Source organism: Burkholderia sp. NLJ2 (assembly GCF_049487195.1).
Lineage (GTDB): Bacteria > Pseudomonadota > Gammaproteobacteria > Burkholderiales > Burkholderiaceae > Burkholderia > Burkholderia pyrrocinia.
Genome location: NZ_CP137808.1, coordinates 386,713 through 402,472, shown reverse-complemented (window position 1 = coordinate 402,472; position 15,760 = coordinate 386,713). Strand labels below are relative to the sequence as shown.

The window sequence follows — 15,760 nt, the reverse complement described above, 5'->3', positions numbered from 1 at the left end:
GCGCTCAGAAGTTCTTTTTCAGGTCCATGCCCTGATACATCGACGCGACCAGATCGCCGTAGCCGTTGAACATGAGCGTCTTGCGCTTCGGCGTGAAGAAGCCGTCCTCGCCGATACGCCGCTCGGTCGCCTGGCTCCAGCGCGGATGATCGACGTTCGGGTTCACGTTCGAATAAAAGCCGTACTCGTTCGACGCGTACGTGTTCCAGCTCGTCTTCGGCTGCTTGTCGACGAAGCGGATCTTGACGAGCGACTTCGCGCTCTTGAAGCCGTACTTCCACGGCACGACGATTCGCACCGGCGCGCCGTTCTGGTTCGGCAGCACTTGCCCGTATACACCCATCGCCAGCAGCGTCAGCGGATTCATCGCCTCGTCCATCCTCAACCCTTCCGAGTATGGCCAGTCGAGCACGGGCGTCGAGAGGCCCGGCATCTGCGACGGATCGGCCAGTGTGATGAACTGCACGTATTTCGCGTTGCCGGTCGGCTGCACGCGCTTGATCAGCTCGGACAGCGGCACGCCGATCCACGGGATCACCATCGACCACCCTTCGACGCAGCGCAGCCGGTACACGCGCTCCTCGAGCGGTGCGAGCTTCAGCAGTTCGTCGAGATCGAACACCTTCGGGTGCTGCACCTCACCCTCGACGCTCACGCGCCACGGGCGCGGCCGCAGCGTGCCGGCGTTCTGCGCCGGGTCGCTCTTGTCGGTGCCGAATTCGTAGAAGTTGTTGTAGGACGTGATGTCCTTGAACGGCGTCACCTTGTCGGCCGCGACGAACTTCGGGTTCGTTCTCGCGGCGAGCTTCGCCGCCCGCGCATCGGGCGACGCATATGCGGCAAATGCCGCGCCGCTGTCGCCGAGCAGCCCGCCCGCCGCCGCGAGGCCGGCCGCCTGCAAGACCCGCCGCCGGTTCTCGAACACCGCGCGCGGGGTGATCTCGCTGTGCGCGATATCACCGCCAGTCAGTACGTTCCGCAAAGGGCGTTTGATCCACATCGTGCTGCTCCTCCTGCATGCGCCGCGCGCACGCTTCATGAGCGTTCGACCCGACCCACCATGCGCCGTTCGACGCCCGGATCGCCCGCCCGTTACAAAAGAAAACCGCCGGGCACGCAGTGCGCCGGCGGTCTTATAGTCGGACGAGCAGCCGGAATCTTACAGCTTGCCGTAGCTGTGCAGCCCGGACAGGAACATGTTGACGCCGAGGAACGCGAACGTCGTCACGAGCAGGCCCGTGAGTGCCCACCAGGCGGCAACCGCGCCGCGCAGGCCCTTCATCAGCCGCATGTGCAGCCACGCCGCGTAGTTCAGCCACACGATCAGCGCCCAGGTTTCCTTCGGGTCCCAGCTCCAGTAGCCGCCCCATGCCTCGGCCGCCCACAGCGCGCCGAGGATCGTCGCGATCGTGAAGAACGCGAAACCGACCGCGATCGACTTGTACATCACGTCGTCGAGCACCTCGAGCGTCGGCAGGCGATCGGCGAGCACGCCGCGCTCCTTCATCAGGTACGCGACCGACACCATCGCCGACAGCGCGAAGCTGCCGTAGCCGATGAAGTTCGCCGGCACGTGGATCTTCATCCACCAGCTCTGCAGCGCAGGCACGAGCGGCTGGATCTGCTGCGCATCGCGCGCGACCGAGTACCACATCAGGAAGCCGACCGCCGCGCTGATGACCAGCAGCACGAACGCGCCGAGCGAGCGCGTGCCGTAGTGGCCTTCGTAAAACAGATAGAGCAGCGCGGTGATCAGGCTGAACAGGACGAACACCTCGTAGAGGTTCGACACGGGGATATGCCCGACGTCGGCGCCGATCAGGTAGGACTCGTACCAGCGCACCATCAGCCCCGTGAAGCCCATCAGCACGGCGACCCACGTGAGCTTCTGGCCGATCGCGGCGCCGGTTTCCGAGCGCGCGAGCAAGCCGATCCAGTAGAAGATCGTCGCGAGCACGAACAGCGCGCTCATCCACAGGATCGCCGACTGGCTCGACAGGAAGTACTTGAGGAAGAACGCCGCATCGGCGCGCGCGAGATCGCCCTGGTAGATCTGGATCGACAGCAGCGACAGCACGGCGATCGACGCCATCATCAGCCGCGCGGGCTTCCAGCGCCAGCCGAGCGTGACGAGCGCCGGCACGGTGCCGATCATCACTGCCTTGTCGTAGTAATCCATGTGCGCGTTGTAGTGCACGAGCGCATAGCCCGCGCCCACCACGAGCGCCAGTGCGAACAGCCAGTCGATCAGCGACAGGCGCGCGAGGAACGGACGATCGTCGAACAGCGGCGCCAAAACCGGGGCCTGGGTCGACGCCCGACGGGAAGAGGAGACTTGCGTGAGATCCATGATGTTACCGGGTGGAATTCTCGGAATCGGAACCGCCGCCGGAAGGCGGGCGGGCCGTCGATGCCGCACCGGCGGGCGCGGCGTCGCGAGGTGCGACGCGCAAGGCGACGCCGGCCGCGTCGCGCGTCTGCACGAATTCTTTCTCGAAATCGAAGGTCCTGCGGGCCGTGGACATCGCCATCACCACGTCGACACCCGAACCGGCATCCTTGAGCCAGAACCAGAGGCGCCGTTCGCGCACGTAGAACATCGAGAAGATGCCGGCGACCAGCAGCAGGCTGCCAAGATACACCAGATTCTTGCCAGGTGCGCGCGTCAACTGAAATACCGAAGCTTGCACCTGCTTGAATGAGTCAAGCTGCAGATAGACGGGCGATCCATACAGAAAGCTGTCGGATAGCGCATTGATCGCGTTCTGCACGAAGCGGATCGTGTCGGTGCCCTGCTGGGCGGCCGGCTCGCCGGCGCGCTCGCGCGAGATCTGCCAGACCTCCCACATCGAGCCCTCGAGCATCCGCAGCAGCAGGCTCGCGGCCTTCTCCTGCTCGGCCTTCGGCACCGAGCGGTCGATGAACGTCGCCACGGCCTGGAAGCCGCCGATCGGCTGGCCGTCAGCGCCGCGGCCGACGCCGTCGTCGCTCGCAGCAAACAGGGTCAGCACCTTCGATGCGCTGTCCTGCAGGCGGGCGCGCAGCGATGCGTCGGCGCCCGGCAGCGAACGCTGCGCGAAGCGCGCGGCGGCTTCGGCGCGCACGGCCGGATCCTCGAGCGCGGCGCGCAGGTGCATCCATTCGCCGATCGAATCCTGGCCGTCGGCCGGAATCCGCATGTAGCGGAACGGATCGTTCGGGCTCGCGCGCACGCCGGCGAGGAACACGCGCTCGCCGTTCATGTCGACGGGCAGCATGTAGTTGTTGAATTCGCGCGCCTGGCCGTCCTTGCCGCGGACCTTGTACTGCACGGAGGGGCCGATGTTGTGGAGCTGCATCGGCTTCGACGTCTTCGCGCCGGAGCCGAGCCGTTCGTCGAACGCTTCTTTAAGCGACGCCGTCTTCGCGACGCCGCGCACGTCCAGCTTGCCGTTCGCGTCGGCCATGTTCTCGACGTTGATCGCGCGGAAATCGGCGAACTCGATCGTGTCGCCGTCGGCGCCCGGCATCTGCAGCGGCGCCGAACTGCCGATCGTACCGTGCACGGCGAAGCTCTTCGCATTGCCGCCCGTCATCGGGTAGGCCGTCATCTGCATCTGCGAGCCGCCGTCCTGGAAGCTCGACTGGTAGATCGACACGCCCTTGTACGTGAACGGCTTGTTGACCTCGACGCGCGCCGGGATCTTCTGGCCGGTCTCGCGATCGATCACGACGATATCGCTCGCGAACAGCTTCGGCATGCCCGTCGTGTAGTAGTCGACGATGAACTTGTTGAGCTGGATCGAGAACGGCAAGTCCTGGATCAGCGAGCCGCTCGGCTGGTTCAGGATCGCGGTCGACACGAACTGGCCCTCGGGCACCCACGCATAGCCGCGGAACGTCGGGTTCGACGCGGACAGGCGATGGTCGGGCGAGATCTCGCTGATCGTCGCGCTCGTGTTGACCGGGCTCTTGCCGAACATCCGCATCTGGAATTTGATCGGCAGGTTGCTGTCGAGCAGGCCGCCGATACAGATCACGACGATCGCGAGGTGGGCGGAGATGTAGCCCCACTTGGTCATCGCACCGCGCTTCGCGGAGATCAGCGTCGCGTCGCCGGTTTCACGCACGACATGCTTGTAGCCGGCCTTGGTGACGAACGTGGCGAGCGTCGCCGCAACGGTCGCACGCGTGCCGGAAGCCGTGTACTCGGCCTTGTGGTGGAACGCGCGCAGGCTGCCTTCGCGGACCTTGTCCTTCCAGCTCTTCGCATCGGCGAGCATCTTCGGCGCGTTGCGGATCACGCACAGCGAGATCGACACGACGAGGAAGATCAGGATCAGCATGAACCACCACGCGCTGTACACGTTGTAGAGGCCGAGCGAGCGGAAGATGTCCGCCCAGAACGGCCCGAACTGGTTCACGTAGTTCGGATACGGATCGTCCTGGGTCAGGACCGTGCCGATGATGCTCGCGATCGACAGCACCACCAGCAGCGCAATCGCGAAGCGCATCGAGCTCAGCAGCTCGACCGCGCGCTTCGGCGCACCCTGACCCGACTTCGACTGCAACCCCGACGTGGTAACGCTCATTCAAACTCCGACTAAGGGGAAACAGCCCCCACGCTCACTGTGTTCGCCTGGGGGGCGCAGCCCCCCATCGCCTGCAAGCCTCTTCATCCCGGCTTGGCCCGGCGAGTGCCGACAAAAAAGGGCGAGGCAACCGCAATGGCGCGGCGCCCCACCCTTTTCTTGTTCTGACTCCGGCCGCCCTTCGGGCGCCCGGTCATTCCATTCGCGACTGGCCGCTCAACGCAGGCCCGCGATGTAATCCGCGACGGCCTTGATCTCGCTGTCCGACAGGCGCGTCGCGATCTGATGCATCGCCTCGTTGTTGCTGCGCGCGCCGGCACCCTGCTGGAACGCGGTCAACTGCGCGACCGTGTAATCGGCCCACTGCCCCGACAGACGCGGGTACTGGACCGGGATCCCCTGCCCTGTCGGCCCGTGGCAGCTCGCGCAGGCGGGCACGCCCTTCTCCGCGATGCCGCCGCGATAGATCTTCTGGCCGATCGGCACGGTCGCCGCATCGCGTGCGGTACCGAGCTTCGTCGTCTGCGACCCGTAGTACGCCGCGACGTTGCGCATGTCGTCCGCGCTCAGCGCACTCGCGAATCCGACCATCACAGCGTTGGTACGCACCGGCCCCTTCGCGCCCGGCTGCGTCTTGAAGTCGTTCAACTGCTTGACCAGATATTCGGGATGCTGGCCGGCAAGCTTCGGGAAACTGCCCGACGCGCTATTGCCGTCGGCACCGTGACACGACGCGCAGACCTGCCCGGCAATCGCCTTGCCGCGGTCGAGATCCGGCTTTGCCGCATCCGCCGCGTTTGCCTCCGCTACGAAACCTACGAACCCTGCTGCAACCTGAAGCACCATCAGAGACTTGCACAGTCGATTCATTCGCACACCCTGTTTCGTCTTGTGGGAATTTGAGGTTCTGCAAAAAACGACGGCGACCAGTCTACCGCAGAAGCCACATAAAAGCGCGAGGCAGGCGCCCGGTGGCCTTCGGTAAAACCGTCGTATTGTACAATATCGTGTTGAAAGCTCCCGCGCCTATCGGGGCTACCCCGCCTCCACCAAGCGGCTCGCGCCGCCCGTCCTTCCGGTTCCCATGGCCTTTCTGCTCCATCAAGCCCGCTTCTACACGACCGTCAACCATCTGCGCGACCTGCCGCCGACGGTACAGCCGGAAATCGCGTTCGCGGGCCGCTCGAATGCCGGCAAGTCGACGGCGATCAACGTGCTGTGCAACCAGAAGCGGCTGGCCTTCGCATCGAAGACGCCCGGCCGCACGCAGCATATCAACTACTTCTCCGTCGGCCCGGCCGCCGAGCCCGTCGCGAACCTCGTCGACCTGCCCGGCTACGGCTACGCGGAAGTCCCCGGCGCCGCGAAGGCGCACTGGGAAATGCTGCTGTCGTCCTACCTCGCGACCCGCTCGCAGCTCTGCGGCCTGATCCTGATGATGGATTCGCGCCGTCCGCTGACCGACCTCGATCGCCGCATGATCGAGTGGTTCACGCCGACCGGCAAGCCGATCCACACGCTGCTGACGAAGTGCGACAAATTGACGCGGCAGGAAAGCATCAACGCGCTGCGGACCACGCAAAAGGGGCTGGATGCGTATCGTGACCAGGGCGTCCAGGGCAAGCTGACGGTCCAGTTGTTCTCCGCGCTGAAGCGCACGGGGCTCGACGACGCGCATGAGCTGATCGAGAGCTGGTTGCGACCGTCCGTCGCCGACGAAAATATCGAGCCTGTAGCACAATGATCGGGCAACGCGCGGCCGGGATCGGCGGCGCGCACCTGACGGCGCCTGCGGATTCGGCCGGCTCATAAAAAAACCCGCCGTTTAACGGCGGGTCAAACAGCCTAATCGAAAAACGACAGGCACCCGCTCAGGGAGGAGAAGCGGGGAGCTGCACGCAACGCGTGCCGCTCGATCGCTATCATATACCAACGCTCCCGAAAATGACCTAAGGGTTCCGTAAGGTCCTTACTGCCCTGATTTCTGCCCAATCGCCATGAGCTTCCATCCGCTTCATCGTCCGCGCCGGATGCGCCGCGACGACTTCTCCCGCCGCCTGATGCGCGAAAACCGCCTGACCACCGACGATCTGATCTATCCGGTGTTCGTCGTCGAAGGCACCAACGAACGGCAGCCGGTGCCGTCGATGCCCGGTGTCGAGCGCGTGTCCGTCGATCTGCTGATGCATGTCGCCGAGCAATGCGTCGAACTCGGCGTGCCCGTGCTGTCGCTGTTCCCGGCCATCGAACCGTCGCTGAAAACGCCTGACGGCCGCGAGGCAGCCAATCCGGAAGGCTTGATCCCGCGGGCGGTGCGCGAGCTGAAGAAGCGCTTCCCCGAACTCGGCGTGCTGACCGACGTCGCACTCGATCCGTATACGAGCCATGGCCAGGACGGCGTGCTCGACGAGAACGGCTACGTGATCAACGACGACACGATCGAGATCCTGGTCGATCAGGCACGCGCCCAGGCCGAAGCCGGCGTCGACATCGTCGCGCCGTCGGACATGATGGACGGCCGCATCGGCGCCGTCCGCGAGATGCTGGAAAGCGACGGCCATATCCATACGCGCATCATGGCCTATTCGGCGAAGTTCGCGTCGGCGTTCTACGGCCCGTTCCGCGACGCGGTCGGCTCGGCGTCCAACCTGGGCAAGGGCAACAAGATGACCTACCAGATGGATCCGGCGAACAGCGATGAAGCGCTGCGCGAAGTGCGCCTCGACATCGACGAAGGCGCCGACATGGTGATGGTCAAGCCCGGCATGCCGTACCTCGACATCGTGCGCCGCGTGAAAGACGAGTTCCGCTTCCCGACCTACGTGTACCAGGTGAGCGGCGAATACGCGATGCTGAAGGCCGCCGCGATGAACGGCTGGCTCGACCACGACAAGGTCGTGCTCGAATCGCTGCTCGCGTTCAAACGTGCGGGCGCCGACGGCGTGCTCACGTACTTCGCGCTCGATGCCGCGCGTCTGCTGAAAGCGCAACGCTGATCGCGCGCCGGCGGGCGAAAAGAAAAACGGCGGGACACCTCGGTGTTCCGCCGTTTTTTGTTTGTCGCCGATCGCGGCCGCGTGTCGACGTCGAGTCGTCAGCTCATGTCGCGCGAGCGCTCCGGTGCGCCACCGGCACGCACGCGGCAGACGCCGTCATACCGTCGGGACAGCGGCCCGATCGAGGCTGCGCAGGAACGCCTCGGCCGACTGATAACCGACCACGCGCCCGATTTCGTTGCCGCTTCGATCGAAGAAGATGATGCCCGGCGGCCCGAACAGGTTGAAGCGCTTGAGCAGCGCCTGGTCGTCCGGGTTGTTCGCGGTGACGTCCGCGCGCACGAGGTGAAGCTGCGCGAGCCGCGCCTGCACGCGCGGGTCGGTAAACGTCAGATGCTCCATCTCCTTGCAGCTCACGCACCAGTCGGCGTAGAAGTCGAGCATCACGGGCTGGCCCGACGTCTTCAGCAGCGTGTCGAGTTCGGCACTGGAGCGCACCGATGCGAACGCGGGCCCGTCCTGCGCGGCAGCCGTGCCGGCCGCCGCCGCGGCACCGCCCGACGCAACCGTGCGCGCCGCAAGCACGGCCAGCGGCTTGACGGGATCGTTCGATCCCGCAGCCAGGCCGACGAGCAGCGTTGCGGCCCAGATTGCGAGCGCGGCGCCCACGCCGCGACCCAGGCGGCGCCAGATCGACGCGGCGCCAGCGTTCGGTGTGAACAACCCGAGCGCCGCGGCCGCGATGAGCAGCCACAACGCGGCGAGCACCATCTTCAGACCGCCCGCGAGCACCGGCCACACGATCCATAGCGCAGCCGCGAGCAGCACGATGCCGAAGAACACCTTCACGCCATCCATCCATGCGCCCGCACGCGGCAGCACCGTTCCGGCGCCGACGCCGACGACGAGCAGCGGCACGCCGAGCCCCAGCCCCATCGCGAACAGCGCCGCACCGCCGAGCAGCGCATTGCCGGTATGTGCGATGAAGGCGAGCACCGCGAACAGCGGCGCCGTCATGCATGCGCCGACGACCAGCGCCGACAATGCGCCCATCGCCGCAACCGCGACGAAGTGGCCGCCCTGGCGCGCGCTCGATTTCTCGGCCGCACCGTTCTGCCAGCGCTCGGGAAGCGCAATGTCCTTGCCCGAAATCAGCGATACGGCGAATGCGGTAAGCAGCACGCCGAACGCGCCGAGCACCCACGGGTTCTGCAGCCACGCACCGAGACTCTGGCCGACCAGCGCCGCGACGATGCCGAGCACCGTGTAGACCAGCGCCATGCCGACCACGTAGGTCAACGACAGCGCGAAGCCGCGTGCATGGGTCGCGCGCGTGCCCTGGCCAATGATGATCGCGGACACGATCGGAATCATCGGATACGAACAGGGCAGGAGGCTCAGCACGACGCCTGCGACGAAGTACAGCGCGACGATCGTGAAGAACCCGTGCCCTTCGAGCAGCGACTGCGCGAAATCGGCGCTCGTGACCTTGTCGAACCAACTGCCCGCGGCAGCCGTCTCGCCGGACGACGATGCGGCAGCGCCGAGCGCGGCGCCGTCGACCTTCACGACGTGCTCCGCCGGCGGATAGCAGATCCCTTCGTCCGCGCACCCCTGCGACGTCACCGCGAGCTCGAACGGCCCCGACGCCTGCTTGACCGGCACGTGCACCACGACTTCGTCGCGATAGGTCTCGACGTTCTTCTGGAACGTCTGGTCGAACTTCACGTGGCCGGCCGGCAATTGGGGCTCGCCGAGCGTCGCCTGCCCGCTCTTCACCGCGAACGCGAACCGCTCGCGATACAGGTAATAACCGTTGGCGACTTTGAAGCGGACGTCCACCTGTCCCGGCGATTCGCTCGCGCTGAACTTGAACGCAACCGACGGATCGAGGAAATCGTCGGCCGCGCGCGCGACGGACAGGCCGCCCAGCACGAACACGAACGACAACAGGACTGCAAGAAACCGCAGCGCGCGCACGCGCACGGGAAGCGCCATACCGTTAAACATGAAATAGACGTTGAGTTTCGCTGGTCACCCACTGACCGTACGCGGCCGATGCCGTCGCCTGCCACGAAACGATTTCCGGCGTCTCGTAAGGGTGATGCGCGAGAATAAATCGCTCCAGTTCGAGCGCCCGCACGGGGCTCGTCTTGAACAGCAACTGGATCTCGTCGGCCGTTTCGACCTTGCCCTGCCAGTGATAGCGCGACTTGATCGCACCGAGCTCCGACACGCACGCGGCAAGCCGCGCGTCGAGCGCGCCGTCAGCGAGCGCCGTGGCCGTCGCCGCATCGGGCACCGTCGTCAGCATCAGCACCACTATCATCTGCGCCTCCTGGCTGGTCTACCGGCTCCTGCCGACGCGGATTGCCCACCCAGGAACCACGCCGGCTGCCCCGTATCGTAGCGCAGCCCGCGCAACGCTGCCGGTGCCCGCCTGCGACAATCGATCGCAGCCAGCATCTCAAAAACAAAAAGGGCCAAGCAATCGCTCGGCCCCTTTCAGATACTGCTGCGTACCGGAAGCTTATTCAGCTTCTTGCACGTTTTCCGTTTCGTCGACTTCCGGACGGTCGAGCAGCTCGACCAGTGCCATCGGTGCGTTGTCGCCAACGCGGAAGCCGAACTTCAGCACGCGCAGGTAGCCGCCCGGACGGTTCGCGAAACGCGGACCGAGCACGTCGAACAGCTTCGCCACCGAGTCACGATCGCGCAGGCGGTTGAACGCCAGTCGACGGTTTGCCAGCGACGGCTTCTTGCCGAGCGTGATCAGCGGCTCGACGACTTTACGGAGTTCCTTCGCCTTCGGCAGCGTCGTCTTGATGACTTCGTGCTCGATCAGCGAGTTGGACATGTTACGGAGCATAGCCAGACGGTGGCTGCTCGTGCGGTTCAGTTTCCGCAGACCATGACGATGGCGCATTTCAGTTTCCTTGATTCAAAGTTTTGGTCCAGCTCTTCTATCGCACCTCGAAGGGTGCACGGGCCGGTAACGAAAAAAAGCAAGATGCGGATTCTAAAGGAAAATCCGCATCTTTGCCAACTGCAGCAACAACCGGGCTTACTTGTCGAGACCAGCCGGCGGCCAGTTCTCGAGCTTCATGCCCAGCGTGAGACCGCGCGAAGCGAGCACTTCCTTGATCTCGTTGAGCGACTTGCGACCGAGGTTCGGCGTCTTCAGCAGCTCGTTTTCCGTGCGCTGGATCAGGTCGCCGATGTAGTAGATGTTCTCGGCCTTCAGGCAGTTCGCCGAACGAACCGTCAGCTCGAGATCGTCCACCGGACGCAGCAGGATCGGATCGATCTGCGGCGCACGCGACGGTGCCTCGGCAGCCGTTTCCGTGCCTTCCAGCGCCGCGAACACGGACAACTGGTCGACCAGGATGCGGGCCGATTGACGGATCGCTTCTTCCGGCGTGATCACACCGCTCGTCTCGATGTTCATCACGAGCTTGTCGAGGTCGGTACGCTGCTCGACACGTGCGCTTTCGACCGCGTAGCTCACGCGGCGAACCGGCGAGAACGATGCGTCGAGGACGATGCGGCCGATGATCTTGGCCGTGTCTTCGCCGTAGCGACGGACGTTGCCGGGCACATAGCCGCGACCCTTCTCGATCTTGATCTGAACGTCGAGCTTGCCGCCCTTCGACAGGTGCGCGATCACGTGATTCGGGTTGATGACTTCGCAATCGTGAGCCAGCTCGATATCGCCGGCCGTGACGACGCCTTCGCCTTCCTTGCGCAGCGTAACCGTCACTTCGTCACGGTTATGCAGCTTGAACACCACACCCTTCAGGTTCAGCAGCAGGTTGACGACGTCTTCTTGCACGCCATCAAGCGTCGAGTACTCGTGCACCACGCCCGCGATCGTGACTTCGGTCGGCGCGTAGCCAACCATCGACGACAGCAGCACGCGGCGAAGCGCATTGCCCAAGGTATGGCCGTAACCGCGCTCGAACGGTTCCATGACCACCCGCGCGTGGTTCTCGCCCAGCGATTCCACGGCGATGATCTTGGGTTTCAGCAAACTGGTTTGCATGGGTTTTCCTTTTCAATACCCTCGGCTCGTTACACCGATAAGGCTGACCGGTAACAACCAGAAAATAAACAGCCGAGGCCCCTCCTTGCGTAACGCAATCGGGGTACCTCGGCCGTCAATCGGATTAACGCGAATACAATTCGACGATCAGGCTTTCGTTGATGTCGCCTGCGATGTCAACGCGTTCCGGCATTTGCTTGAACGTGCCTTCGAACTTCTTCGCATCGACTGCAACCCAGCTCGGCATGCCGCCTTGCTCGGCCAGCGACAGCGATTCGACGATACGCGCTTGCTTCTTCGCCTTTTCGCGGATCGCAACGACGTCACCTGCCTTCACTTGCTGCGACGGGACGTTCGCGACGACGCCGTTCACCGTGATCGACTTGTGGCTCACGAGCTGACGCGCTTCAGCGCGGGTCGAGCCGAAGCCCATGCGATACACGACGTTGTCGAGGCGCGACTCGAGCAGTTGCAGCAGGTTTTCACCGGTGTTGCCCTTGCGGCGATCGGCTTCGGCGAAGTAGCGGCGGAACTGACGCTCCAGCACGCCGTAGATACGCTTGACCTTCTGCTTTTCGCGCAGCTGCGTACCGTAGTCGGACGTACGTGCGCCCGAGGTACGACCGTGCTGACCCGGCTTGCTGTCGAGCTTGCACTTGTCGGCGAGCGAGCGGCGCGCGCTCTTCAGGAACAGGTCGGTGCCTTCACGGCGGGACAGCTTGGCTTTAGGGCCGATATAACGTGCCACTTTGCATTCCTTTATCAATCGGTCACGCGGATCGAAATCCGCGCTAGTCCGCTCCCTTTGGGGCGAACGGTGGGCTTAGTCAATCAAAAAAGCAACGCCCGTCGACGCTACGCGGCGACAGGCAATGAGCTAGCACGAACGTGCCAGCACATTCTTAGATACGACGACGCTTCGGCGGGCGGCAGCCGTTGTGCGGAATCGGGGTGACGTCCGAAATCGCGGTGATCTTGATGCCGAGGCCGTGCAGTGCGCGCACTGCCGACTCACGACCCGGGCCCGGGCCCTTGATCCGCACTTCCAGATTCTTCACGCCGTATTCCATCGCGACGCGGCCAGCCGACTCGGCTGCGACCTGAGCAGCGAACGGCGTCGATTTGCGCGAGCCCTTGAAGCCCTGACCGCCCGACGTCGCCCATGCCAGTGCGTTGCCTTGGCGATCGGTGATCGTGATGATCGTGTTGTTGAACGACGCGTGGACGTGAACCACACCTTCAGCGACGTTCTTCTTAACCTTCTTGCGAACGCGTTGCGCCGCGGTGTTCGAAGCCTTAGCCATTACGTTTTCCTGTAACTGTCAGTTCCGCTTACTTCTTCAGCGCTTGCGCTGCACGACGCGGACCCTTACGGGTACGTGCGTTCGTACGCGTACGCTGACCGCGCATCGGCAGGCCCTTGCGATGACGGACGCCACGGTAGCAACCGAGGTCCATCAGGCGCTTGATGTTCATCGTCACTTCACGGCGCAGATCGCCTTCGACGACAAACTTGCCCACTTCTTCACGCAGCTTTTCGAGATCTGCGTCGGTCAGGTCCTTGACCTTCTTCGAGAATTCCACGCCAGCTGCCGCGCAGATGCTGCGCGAGCGCGTGCGGCCGACACCGAAGATTGCCGTCAGGCCAATCTCGGTATGCTGGTGATTCGGGATGTTAACCCCTGCGATACGAGCCATTGTTTTTCCTCAAACAAAAAGCGCAAACAAACGCGCGGTCAGCCTTGGCGCTGCTTGTGGCGCGGATCCGAGCTGCAGATCACGCGAACGACGCCTTTGCGCTTGATGATCTTGCAATTGCGGCAAATGCGCTTAACCGATGCCATCACTTTCATGATAATACCCTTTTTTCAAATCACTTCGCCCGGAACACGATCCGCGCACGAGACAGATCGTAAGGCGTCAACTCAACCGTCACCTTGTCGCCCGGGAGAATGCGGATGTAGTGCATCCGCATCTTTCCGGAAATATGCCCCAACACGACATGGCCGTTTTCCAGCTTCACACGGAAGGTCGCATTCGGGAGGTTTTCGATCACCTCACCCTGCATCTGGATTACATCGTCTTTGGCCATAGTCCTATTTAACGCATCGGGATGTTGCCGCCCTTGAAGTTCGCCTTCTTGAGCAGTGACTCATACTGTTGCGACATAACGTACGACTGCACCTGCGCCATAAAGTCCATCGTGACGACGACAATGATCAGCAGCGACGTTCCACCAAAATAAAACGGCACGTTCCAGCGCAGCACCAGGAATTCCGGCAGCAGACACACGAAGACGATGTAGATCGCACCGGCCAGCGTCAGACGCGTGAGGATGCGGTCGATATATCGTGCGGTCTGATCGCCCGGACGGATGCCCGGAACAAACGCGCCGCTCTTCTTCAGGTTGTCTGCGGTCTCCCTGCTGTTGAACACCAGTGCGGTGTAGAAGAAGCAGAAAAACACGATTGCCAGCGTGTACAGCAGCACATAGACCGGCTGGCCCGGCTTCAGCGCTTCCGCAACGTTATGCAACGTATTGGAAATCCAGCTTCCCGTCGGCTGACCGGTACTGAACCAGCCGAGAATCGTTGCCGGGAACAGGATGATCGACGATGCGAAGATCGGCGGAATCACGCCCGACATGTTCAGCTTCAGCGGCAGGTGCGACGACTGCCCACCGTAGATCTTGTTACCGACCTGGCGCTTCGCGTAGTTCACGAGGATCTTGCGCTGACCGCGTTCGATGAACACGACCAGGTAAGTCACCGCGGCAATCAGAACGACGATGATGATCGCCGAAATGATGCTCATCGAACCCGTACGCACCAGCTCGAACAACCCACCGACGGCATTCGGGAACCCTGCTGCGATCCCGCCGAAGATGATGATCGAGATACCGTTGCCCAGACCACGCTCGGTAATCTGCTCGCCGAGCCACATCAGGAACATCGTGCCAGTAACCAGCGTCACGACCGTCGTCAGACGGAACAGCATGCCGGGATCGGTCACGAGGCCCGGCTGGTTTTCCAGCGCAGCCGCGATACCGAACGCCTGGAAGGTCGCGAGCACCACAGTGAAATACCGCGTGTACTGCGTGATCTTCCGTTGCCCTGCCTGCCCTTCCTTCTTCAGCGCCTCGAGCTGCGGCGAAACGATCGCCAGCAACTGCATGATGATCGACGCCGAGATGTACGGCATGATCCCCAGCGCAAAGATCGTGAAGCGGGAAAGTGCGCCACCCGAGAACATGTTGAACATGCCCAAGATGCCACCCGCCTGGCTCTGGAACAGCTTAGCCAGTTGATCCGGATCGATGCCCGGCACGGGAATGTGCGCGCCGATGCGATAGACGATCAGCGCCAGGAGCAGGAACATCGCTCGCCGACGCAGATCGCCGAATTTCGCCGTGCTTCGACCGGGTTTTGCAAGACTCGGGCTGTTAGCCAAGTACCTTCTCCGATGAATGCAAGTGACGACGCGCTACGCGTGTCACTCGGCGAACGAACCGCCAGCCGCTTCGATCGCAGCGCGCGCACCCTTGGTGGCACCGAGACCCTTCACGACGATCTTGCGCTTCAGTTCGCCCGTCGCGATGATCTTTGCGCTCTTCGTCAGCTCGCCGACCAGGCCGGCTTGCTTCAGTGCGAGCAGATCGATCTCGTCGACCGGCAGCTTCTCGAGGTCGCCCAGGCGCACTTCACCGACGAATTCCTTCGTCAGCGACGTGAAGCCGCGCTTCGGCAGACGACGTTGCAGCGGCATCTGACCGCCTTCGAAACCGACTTTGTGGAAGCCGCCCGAACGCGATTTCTGACCCTTGTGACCACGGCCAGCCGTCTTGCCGAGGCCCGAACCGATGCCACGACCGACGCGACGCTTGGCGTGCTTGGCGCCAGCTGCCGGCTTCAGGTTATTCAATTCCATATCAACTCCTTGATCCGTAGGGCCGCTTACGCGATGACCTTAACGAGGTACGAGACCTTGTTGATCATGCCGCGGACCGCCGGCGTGTCCTGCAGCTCGCTGACCGAGTTGAGTCGGCGCAGGCCCAGGCCACGCACGGTCGCGCGGTGCGATTCGCGGGTCCCGATCAGGCTCTTAACGAGCTGAACCTTGACAGTTTTTTCAGACATGGTGACCACCCGGGC

At 63.4% G+C, this 15,760-nt stretch carries 18 protein-coding genes; 2 read left to right on the top strand and 16 right to left on the bottom strand.

What is annotated here, in order from left to right; genetic code table 11:
• Nucleotides 1-4: 4 nt before the first annotated feature.
• The 4 genes from msrP to R9B84_RS01805 form a co-directional block, all read right to left on the bottom strand.
• Nucleotides 5-1,000 carry a protein-methionine-sulfoxide reductase catalytic subunit MsrP gene (msrP, locus tag R9B84_RS01820; RefSeq protein ID WP_423759004.1) on the bottom strand — a complete coding sequence of 332 codons (996 nt, stop codon included), beginning with the start codon at nucleotides 998-1,000 and terminating at the stop codon, nucleotides 5-7.
• Between the two features lie 159 nt (nucleotides 1,001-1,159).
• Complete coding sequence (gene ccsB, locus R9B84_RS01815; protein ID WP_423759003.1) at nucleotides 1,160-2,350, bottom strand: c-type cytochrome biogenesis protein CcsB; 1,191 nt, start codon at nucleotides 2,348-2,350, stop codon at nucleotides 1,160-1,162.
• Between the two features lie 4 nt (nucleotides 2,351-2,354).
• Nucleotides 2,355-4,571, bottom strand: coding sequence for a cytochrome c biogenesis protein ResB (locus tag R9B84_RS01810; RefSeq protein WP_423759002.1), 2,217 nt, complete (start codon nucleotides 4,569-4,571; stop codon nucleotides 2,355-2,357).
• 216 nt (nucleotides 4,572-4,787) lie between these two features.
• Entirely contained in the window at nucleotides 4,788-5,441 is a 654-nt protein-coding gene (locus tag R9B84_RS01805) for a c-type cytochrome (protein WP_423759943.1), read from the bottom strand.
• A 214-nt stretch (nucleotides 5,442-5,655) separates the two neighbouring features.
• Here R9B84_RS01805 and yihA point away from each other — a divergent pair, with 214 nt between their 5' ends.
• A complete protein-coding gene (gene yihA, locus R9B84_RS01800; RefSeq protein ID WP_423759001.1) occupies nucleotides 5,656-6,315 on the top strand; it encodes a ribosome biogenesis GTP-binding protein YihA/YsxC in 660 nt (219 codons plus the stop codon).
• Between the two features lie 253 nt (nucleotides 6,316-6,568).
• On the top strand, nucleotides 6,569-7,567 hold the full coding sequence (gene hemB, locus R9B84_RS01795; protein WP_034209736.1) for a porphobilinogen synthase: 999 nt from the start codon (nucleotides 6,569-6,571) through the stop codon (nucleotides 7,565-7,567).
• A gap of 156 nt (nucleotides 7,568-7,723) precedes the next feature.
• Here the strand turns inward: hemB and dsbD are convergent, their stop codons facing one another.
• The 12 genes from dsbD to rpmD all read right to left on the bottom strand — a co-directional run bounded on the left by dsbD (nucleotide 7,724) and on the right by rpmD (nucleotide 15,745).
• Complete coding sequence (dsbD, locus tag R9B84_RS01790) at nucleotides 7,724-9,577, bottom strand: protein-disulfide reductase DsbD (RefSeq protein WP_423759000.1); 1,854 nt, start codon at nucleotides 9,575-9,577, stop codon at nucleotides 7,724-7,726.
• Nucleotides 9,570-9,896 carry a divalent-cation tolerance protein CutA gene (gene cutA, locus R9B84_RS01785; protein WP_034183607.1) on the bottom strand — a complete coding sequence of 109 codons (327 nt, stop codon included), beginning with the start codon at nucleotides 9,894-9,896 and terminating at the stop codon, nucleotides 9,570-9,572. The genes dsbD and cutA overlap by 8 nt, the downstream gene beginning before the upstream one ends.
• A gap of 201 nt (nucleotides 9,897-10,097) precedes the next feature.
• Nucleotides 10,098-10,493, bottom strand: coding sequence for a 50S ribosomal protein L17 (rplQ, locus tag R9B84_RS01780; protein ID WP_006477175.1), 396 nt, complete (start codon nucleotides 10,491-10,493; stop codon nucleotides 10,098-10,100).
• Nucleotides 10,494-10,631: 138 nt separating this feature from the next.
• The gene (locus R9B84_RS01775; protein WP_006477176.1) at nucleotides 10,632-11,609 is read right to left on the bottom strand and encodes a DNA-directed RNA polymerase subunit alpha; all 978 of its coding nucleotides are present in this window, start codon (nucleotides 11,607-11,609) and stop codon (nucleotides 10,632-10,634) included.
• 124 nt (nucleotides 11,610-11,733) lie between these two features.
• Nucleotides 11,734-12,357: a 30S ribosomal protein S4 gene (gene rpsD, locus R9B84_RS01770; RefSeq protein ID WP_129513518.1), complete on the bottom strand. Its 624-nt coding sequence runs from the start codon at nucleotides 12,355-12,357 to the stop codon at nucleotides 11,734-11,736.
• 154 nt (nucleotides 12,358-12,511) lie between these two features.
• Nucleotides 12,512-12,913: a 30S ribosomal protein S11 gene (rpsK, locus tag R9B84_RS01765; protein WP_004197937.1), complete on the bottom strand. Its 402-nt coding sequence runs from the start codon at nucleotides 12,911-12,913 to the stop codon at nucleotides 12,512-12,514.
• A gap of 28 nt (nucleotides 12,914-12,941) precedes the next feature.
• Nucleotides 12,942-13,307 carry a 30S ribosomal protein S13 gene (rpsM, locus tag R9B84_RS01760; protein WP_047899584.1) on the bottom strand — a complete coding sequence of 122 codons (366 nt, stop codon included), beginning with the start codon at nucleotides 13,305-13,307 and terminating at the stop codon, nucleotides 12,942-12,944.
• A 38-nt stretch (nucleotides 13,308-13,345) separates the two neighbouring features.
• Entirely contained in the window at nucleotides 13,346-13,462 is a 117-nt protein-coding gene (gene rpmJ, locus R9B84_RS01755; protein ID WP_004199844.1) for a 50S ribosomal protein L36, read from the bottom strand.
• A gap of 20 nt (nucleotides 13,463-13,482) precedes the next feature.
• Nucleotides 13,483-13,701: a translation initiation factor IF-1 gene (gene infA / locus R9B84_RS01750; RefSeq protein ID WP_004521905.1), complete on the bottom strand. Its 219-nt coding sequence runs from the start codon at nucleotides 13,699-13,701 to the stop codon at nucleotides 13,483-13,485.
• 8 nt (nucleotides 13,702-13,709) lie between these two features.
• The gene (gene secY, locus R9B84_RS01745) at nucleotides 13,710-15,059 is read right to left on the bottom strand and encodes a preprotein translocase subunit SecY (RefSeq protein WP_006482915.1); all 1,350 of its coding nucleotides are present in this window, start codon (nucleotides 15,057-15,059) and stop codon (nucleotides 13,710-13,712) included.
• Between the two features lie 42 nt (nucleotides 15,060-15,101).
• Entirely contained in the window at nucleotides 15,102-15,536 is a 435-nt protein-coding gene (rplO, locus tag R9B84_RS01740; RefSeq protein ID WP_006482880.1) for a 50S ribosomal protein L15, read from the bottom strand.
• 26 nt (nucleotides 15,537-15,562) lie between these two features.
• Complete coding sequence (gene rpmD, locus R9B84_RS01735) at nucleotides 15,563-15,745, bottom strand: 50S ribosomal protein L30 (RefSeq protein ID WP_006400644.1); 183 nt, start codon at nucleotides 15,743-15,745, stop codon at nucleotides 15,563-15,565.
• Nucleotides 15,746-15,760: the final 15 nt, after the last annotated feature.

What these genes read in the sequence shown, in the direction of transcription:
- rplQ (WP_006477175.1), bottom strand. Translation starts at nt 10,493, where the DNA reads ATGCGCCATCGTCATGGTCTGCGGAAACTGAACCGCACGAGCAGCCAC.
- rpsK (WP_004197937.1), bottom strand. Translation starts at nt 12,913, where the DNA reads ATGGCTAAGGCTTCGAACACCGCGGCGCAACGCGTTCGCAAGAAGGTT.
- rpsM (WP_047899584.1), bottom strand. Translation starts at nt 13,307, where the DNA reads ATGGCTCGTATCGCAGGGGTTAACATCCCGAATCACCAGCATACCGAG.
- R9B84_RS01810 (WP_423759002.1), bottom strand. Translation starts at nt 4,571, where the DNA reads ATGAGCGTTACCACGTCGGGGTTGCAGTCGAAGTCGGGTCAGGGTGCG.
- rplO (WP_006482880.1), bottom strand. Translation starts at nt 15,536, where the DNA reads ATGGAATTGAATAACCTGAAGCCGGCAGCTGGCGCCAAGCACGCCAAG.
- R9B84_RS01805 (WP_423759943.1), bottom strand. Translation starts at nt 5,441, where the DNA reads ATGAATCGACTGTGCAAGTCTCTGATGGTGCTTCAGGTTGCAGCAGGG.
- ccsB (WP_423759003.1), bottom strand. Translation starts at nt 2,350, where the DNA reads ATGGATCTCACGCAAGTCTCCTCTTCCCGTCGGGCGTCGACCCAGGCC.
- msrP (WP_423759004.1), bottom strand. Translation starts at nt 1,000, where the DNA reads ATGTGGATCAAACGCCCTTTGCGGAACGTACTGACTGGCGGTGATATC.
- hemB (WP_034209736.1), top strand. Translation starts at nt 6,569, where the DNA reads ATGAGCTTCCATCCGCTTCATCGTCCGCGCCGGATGCGCCGCGACGAC.
- R9B84_RS01775 (WP_006477176.1), bottom strand. Translation starts at nt 11,609, where the DNA reads ATGCAAACCAGTTTGCTGAAACCCAAGATCATCGCCGTGGAATCGCTG.
- rpmD (WP_006400644.1), bottom strand. Translation starts at nt 15,745, where the DNA reads ATGTCTGAAAAAACTGTCAAGGTTCAGCTCGTTAAGAGCCTGATCGGG.
- dsbD (WP_423759000.1), bottom strand. Translation starts at nt 9,577, where the DNA reads ATGTTTAACGGTATGGCGCTTCCCGTGCGCGTGCGCGCGCTGCGGTTT.
- cutA (WP_034183607.1), bottom strand. Translation starts at nt 9,896, where the DNA reads ATGATAGTGGTGCTGATGCTGACGACGGTGCCCGATGCGGCGACGGCC.
- rpmJ (WP_004199844.1), bottom strand. Translation starts at nt 13,462, where the DNA reads ATGAAAGTGATGGCATCGGTTAAGCGCATTTGCCGCAATTGCAAGATC.
- yihA (WP_423759001.1), top strand. Translation starts at nt 5,656, where the DNA reads ATGGCCTTTCTGCTCCATCAAGCCCGCTTCTACACGACCGTCAACCAT.
- infA (WP_004521905.1), bottom strand. Translation starts at nt 13,701, where the DNA reads ATGGCCAAAGACGATGTAATCCAGATGCAGGGTGAGGTGATCGAAAAC.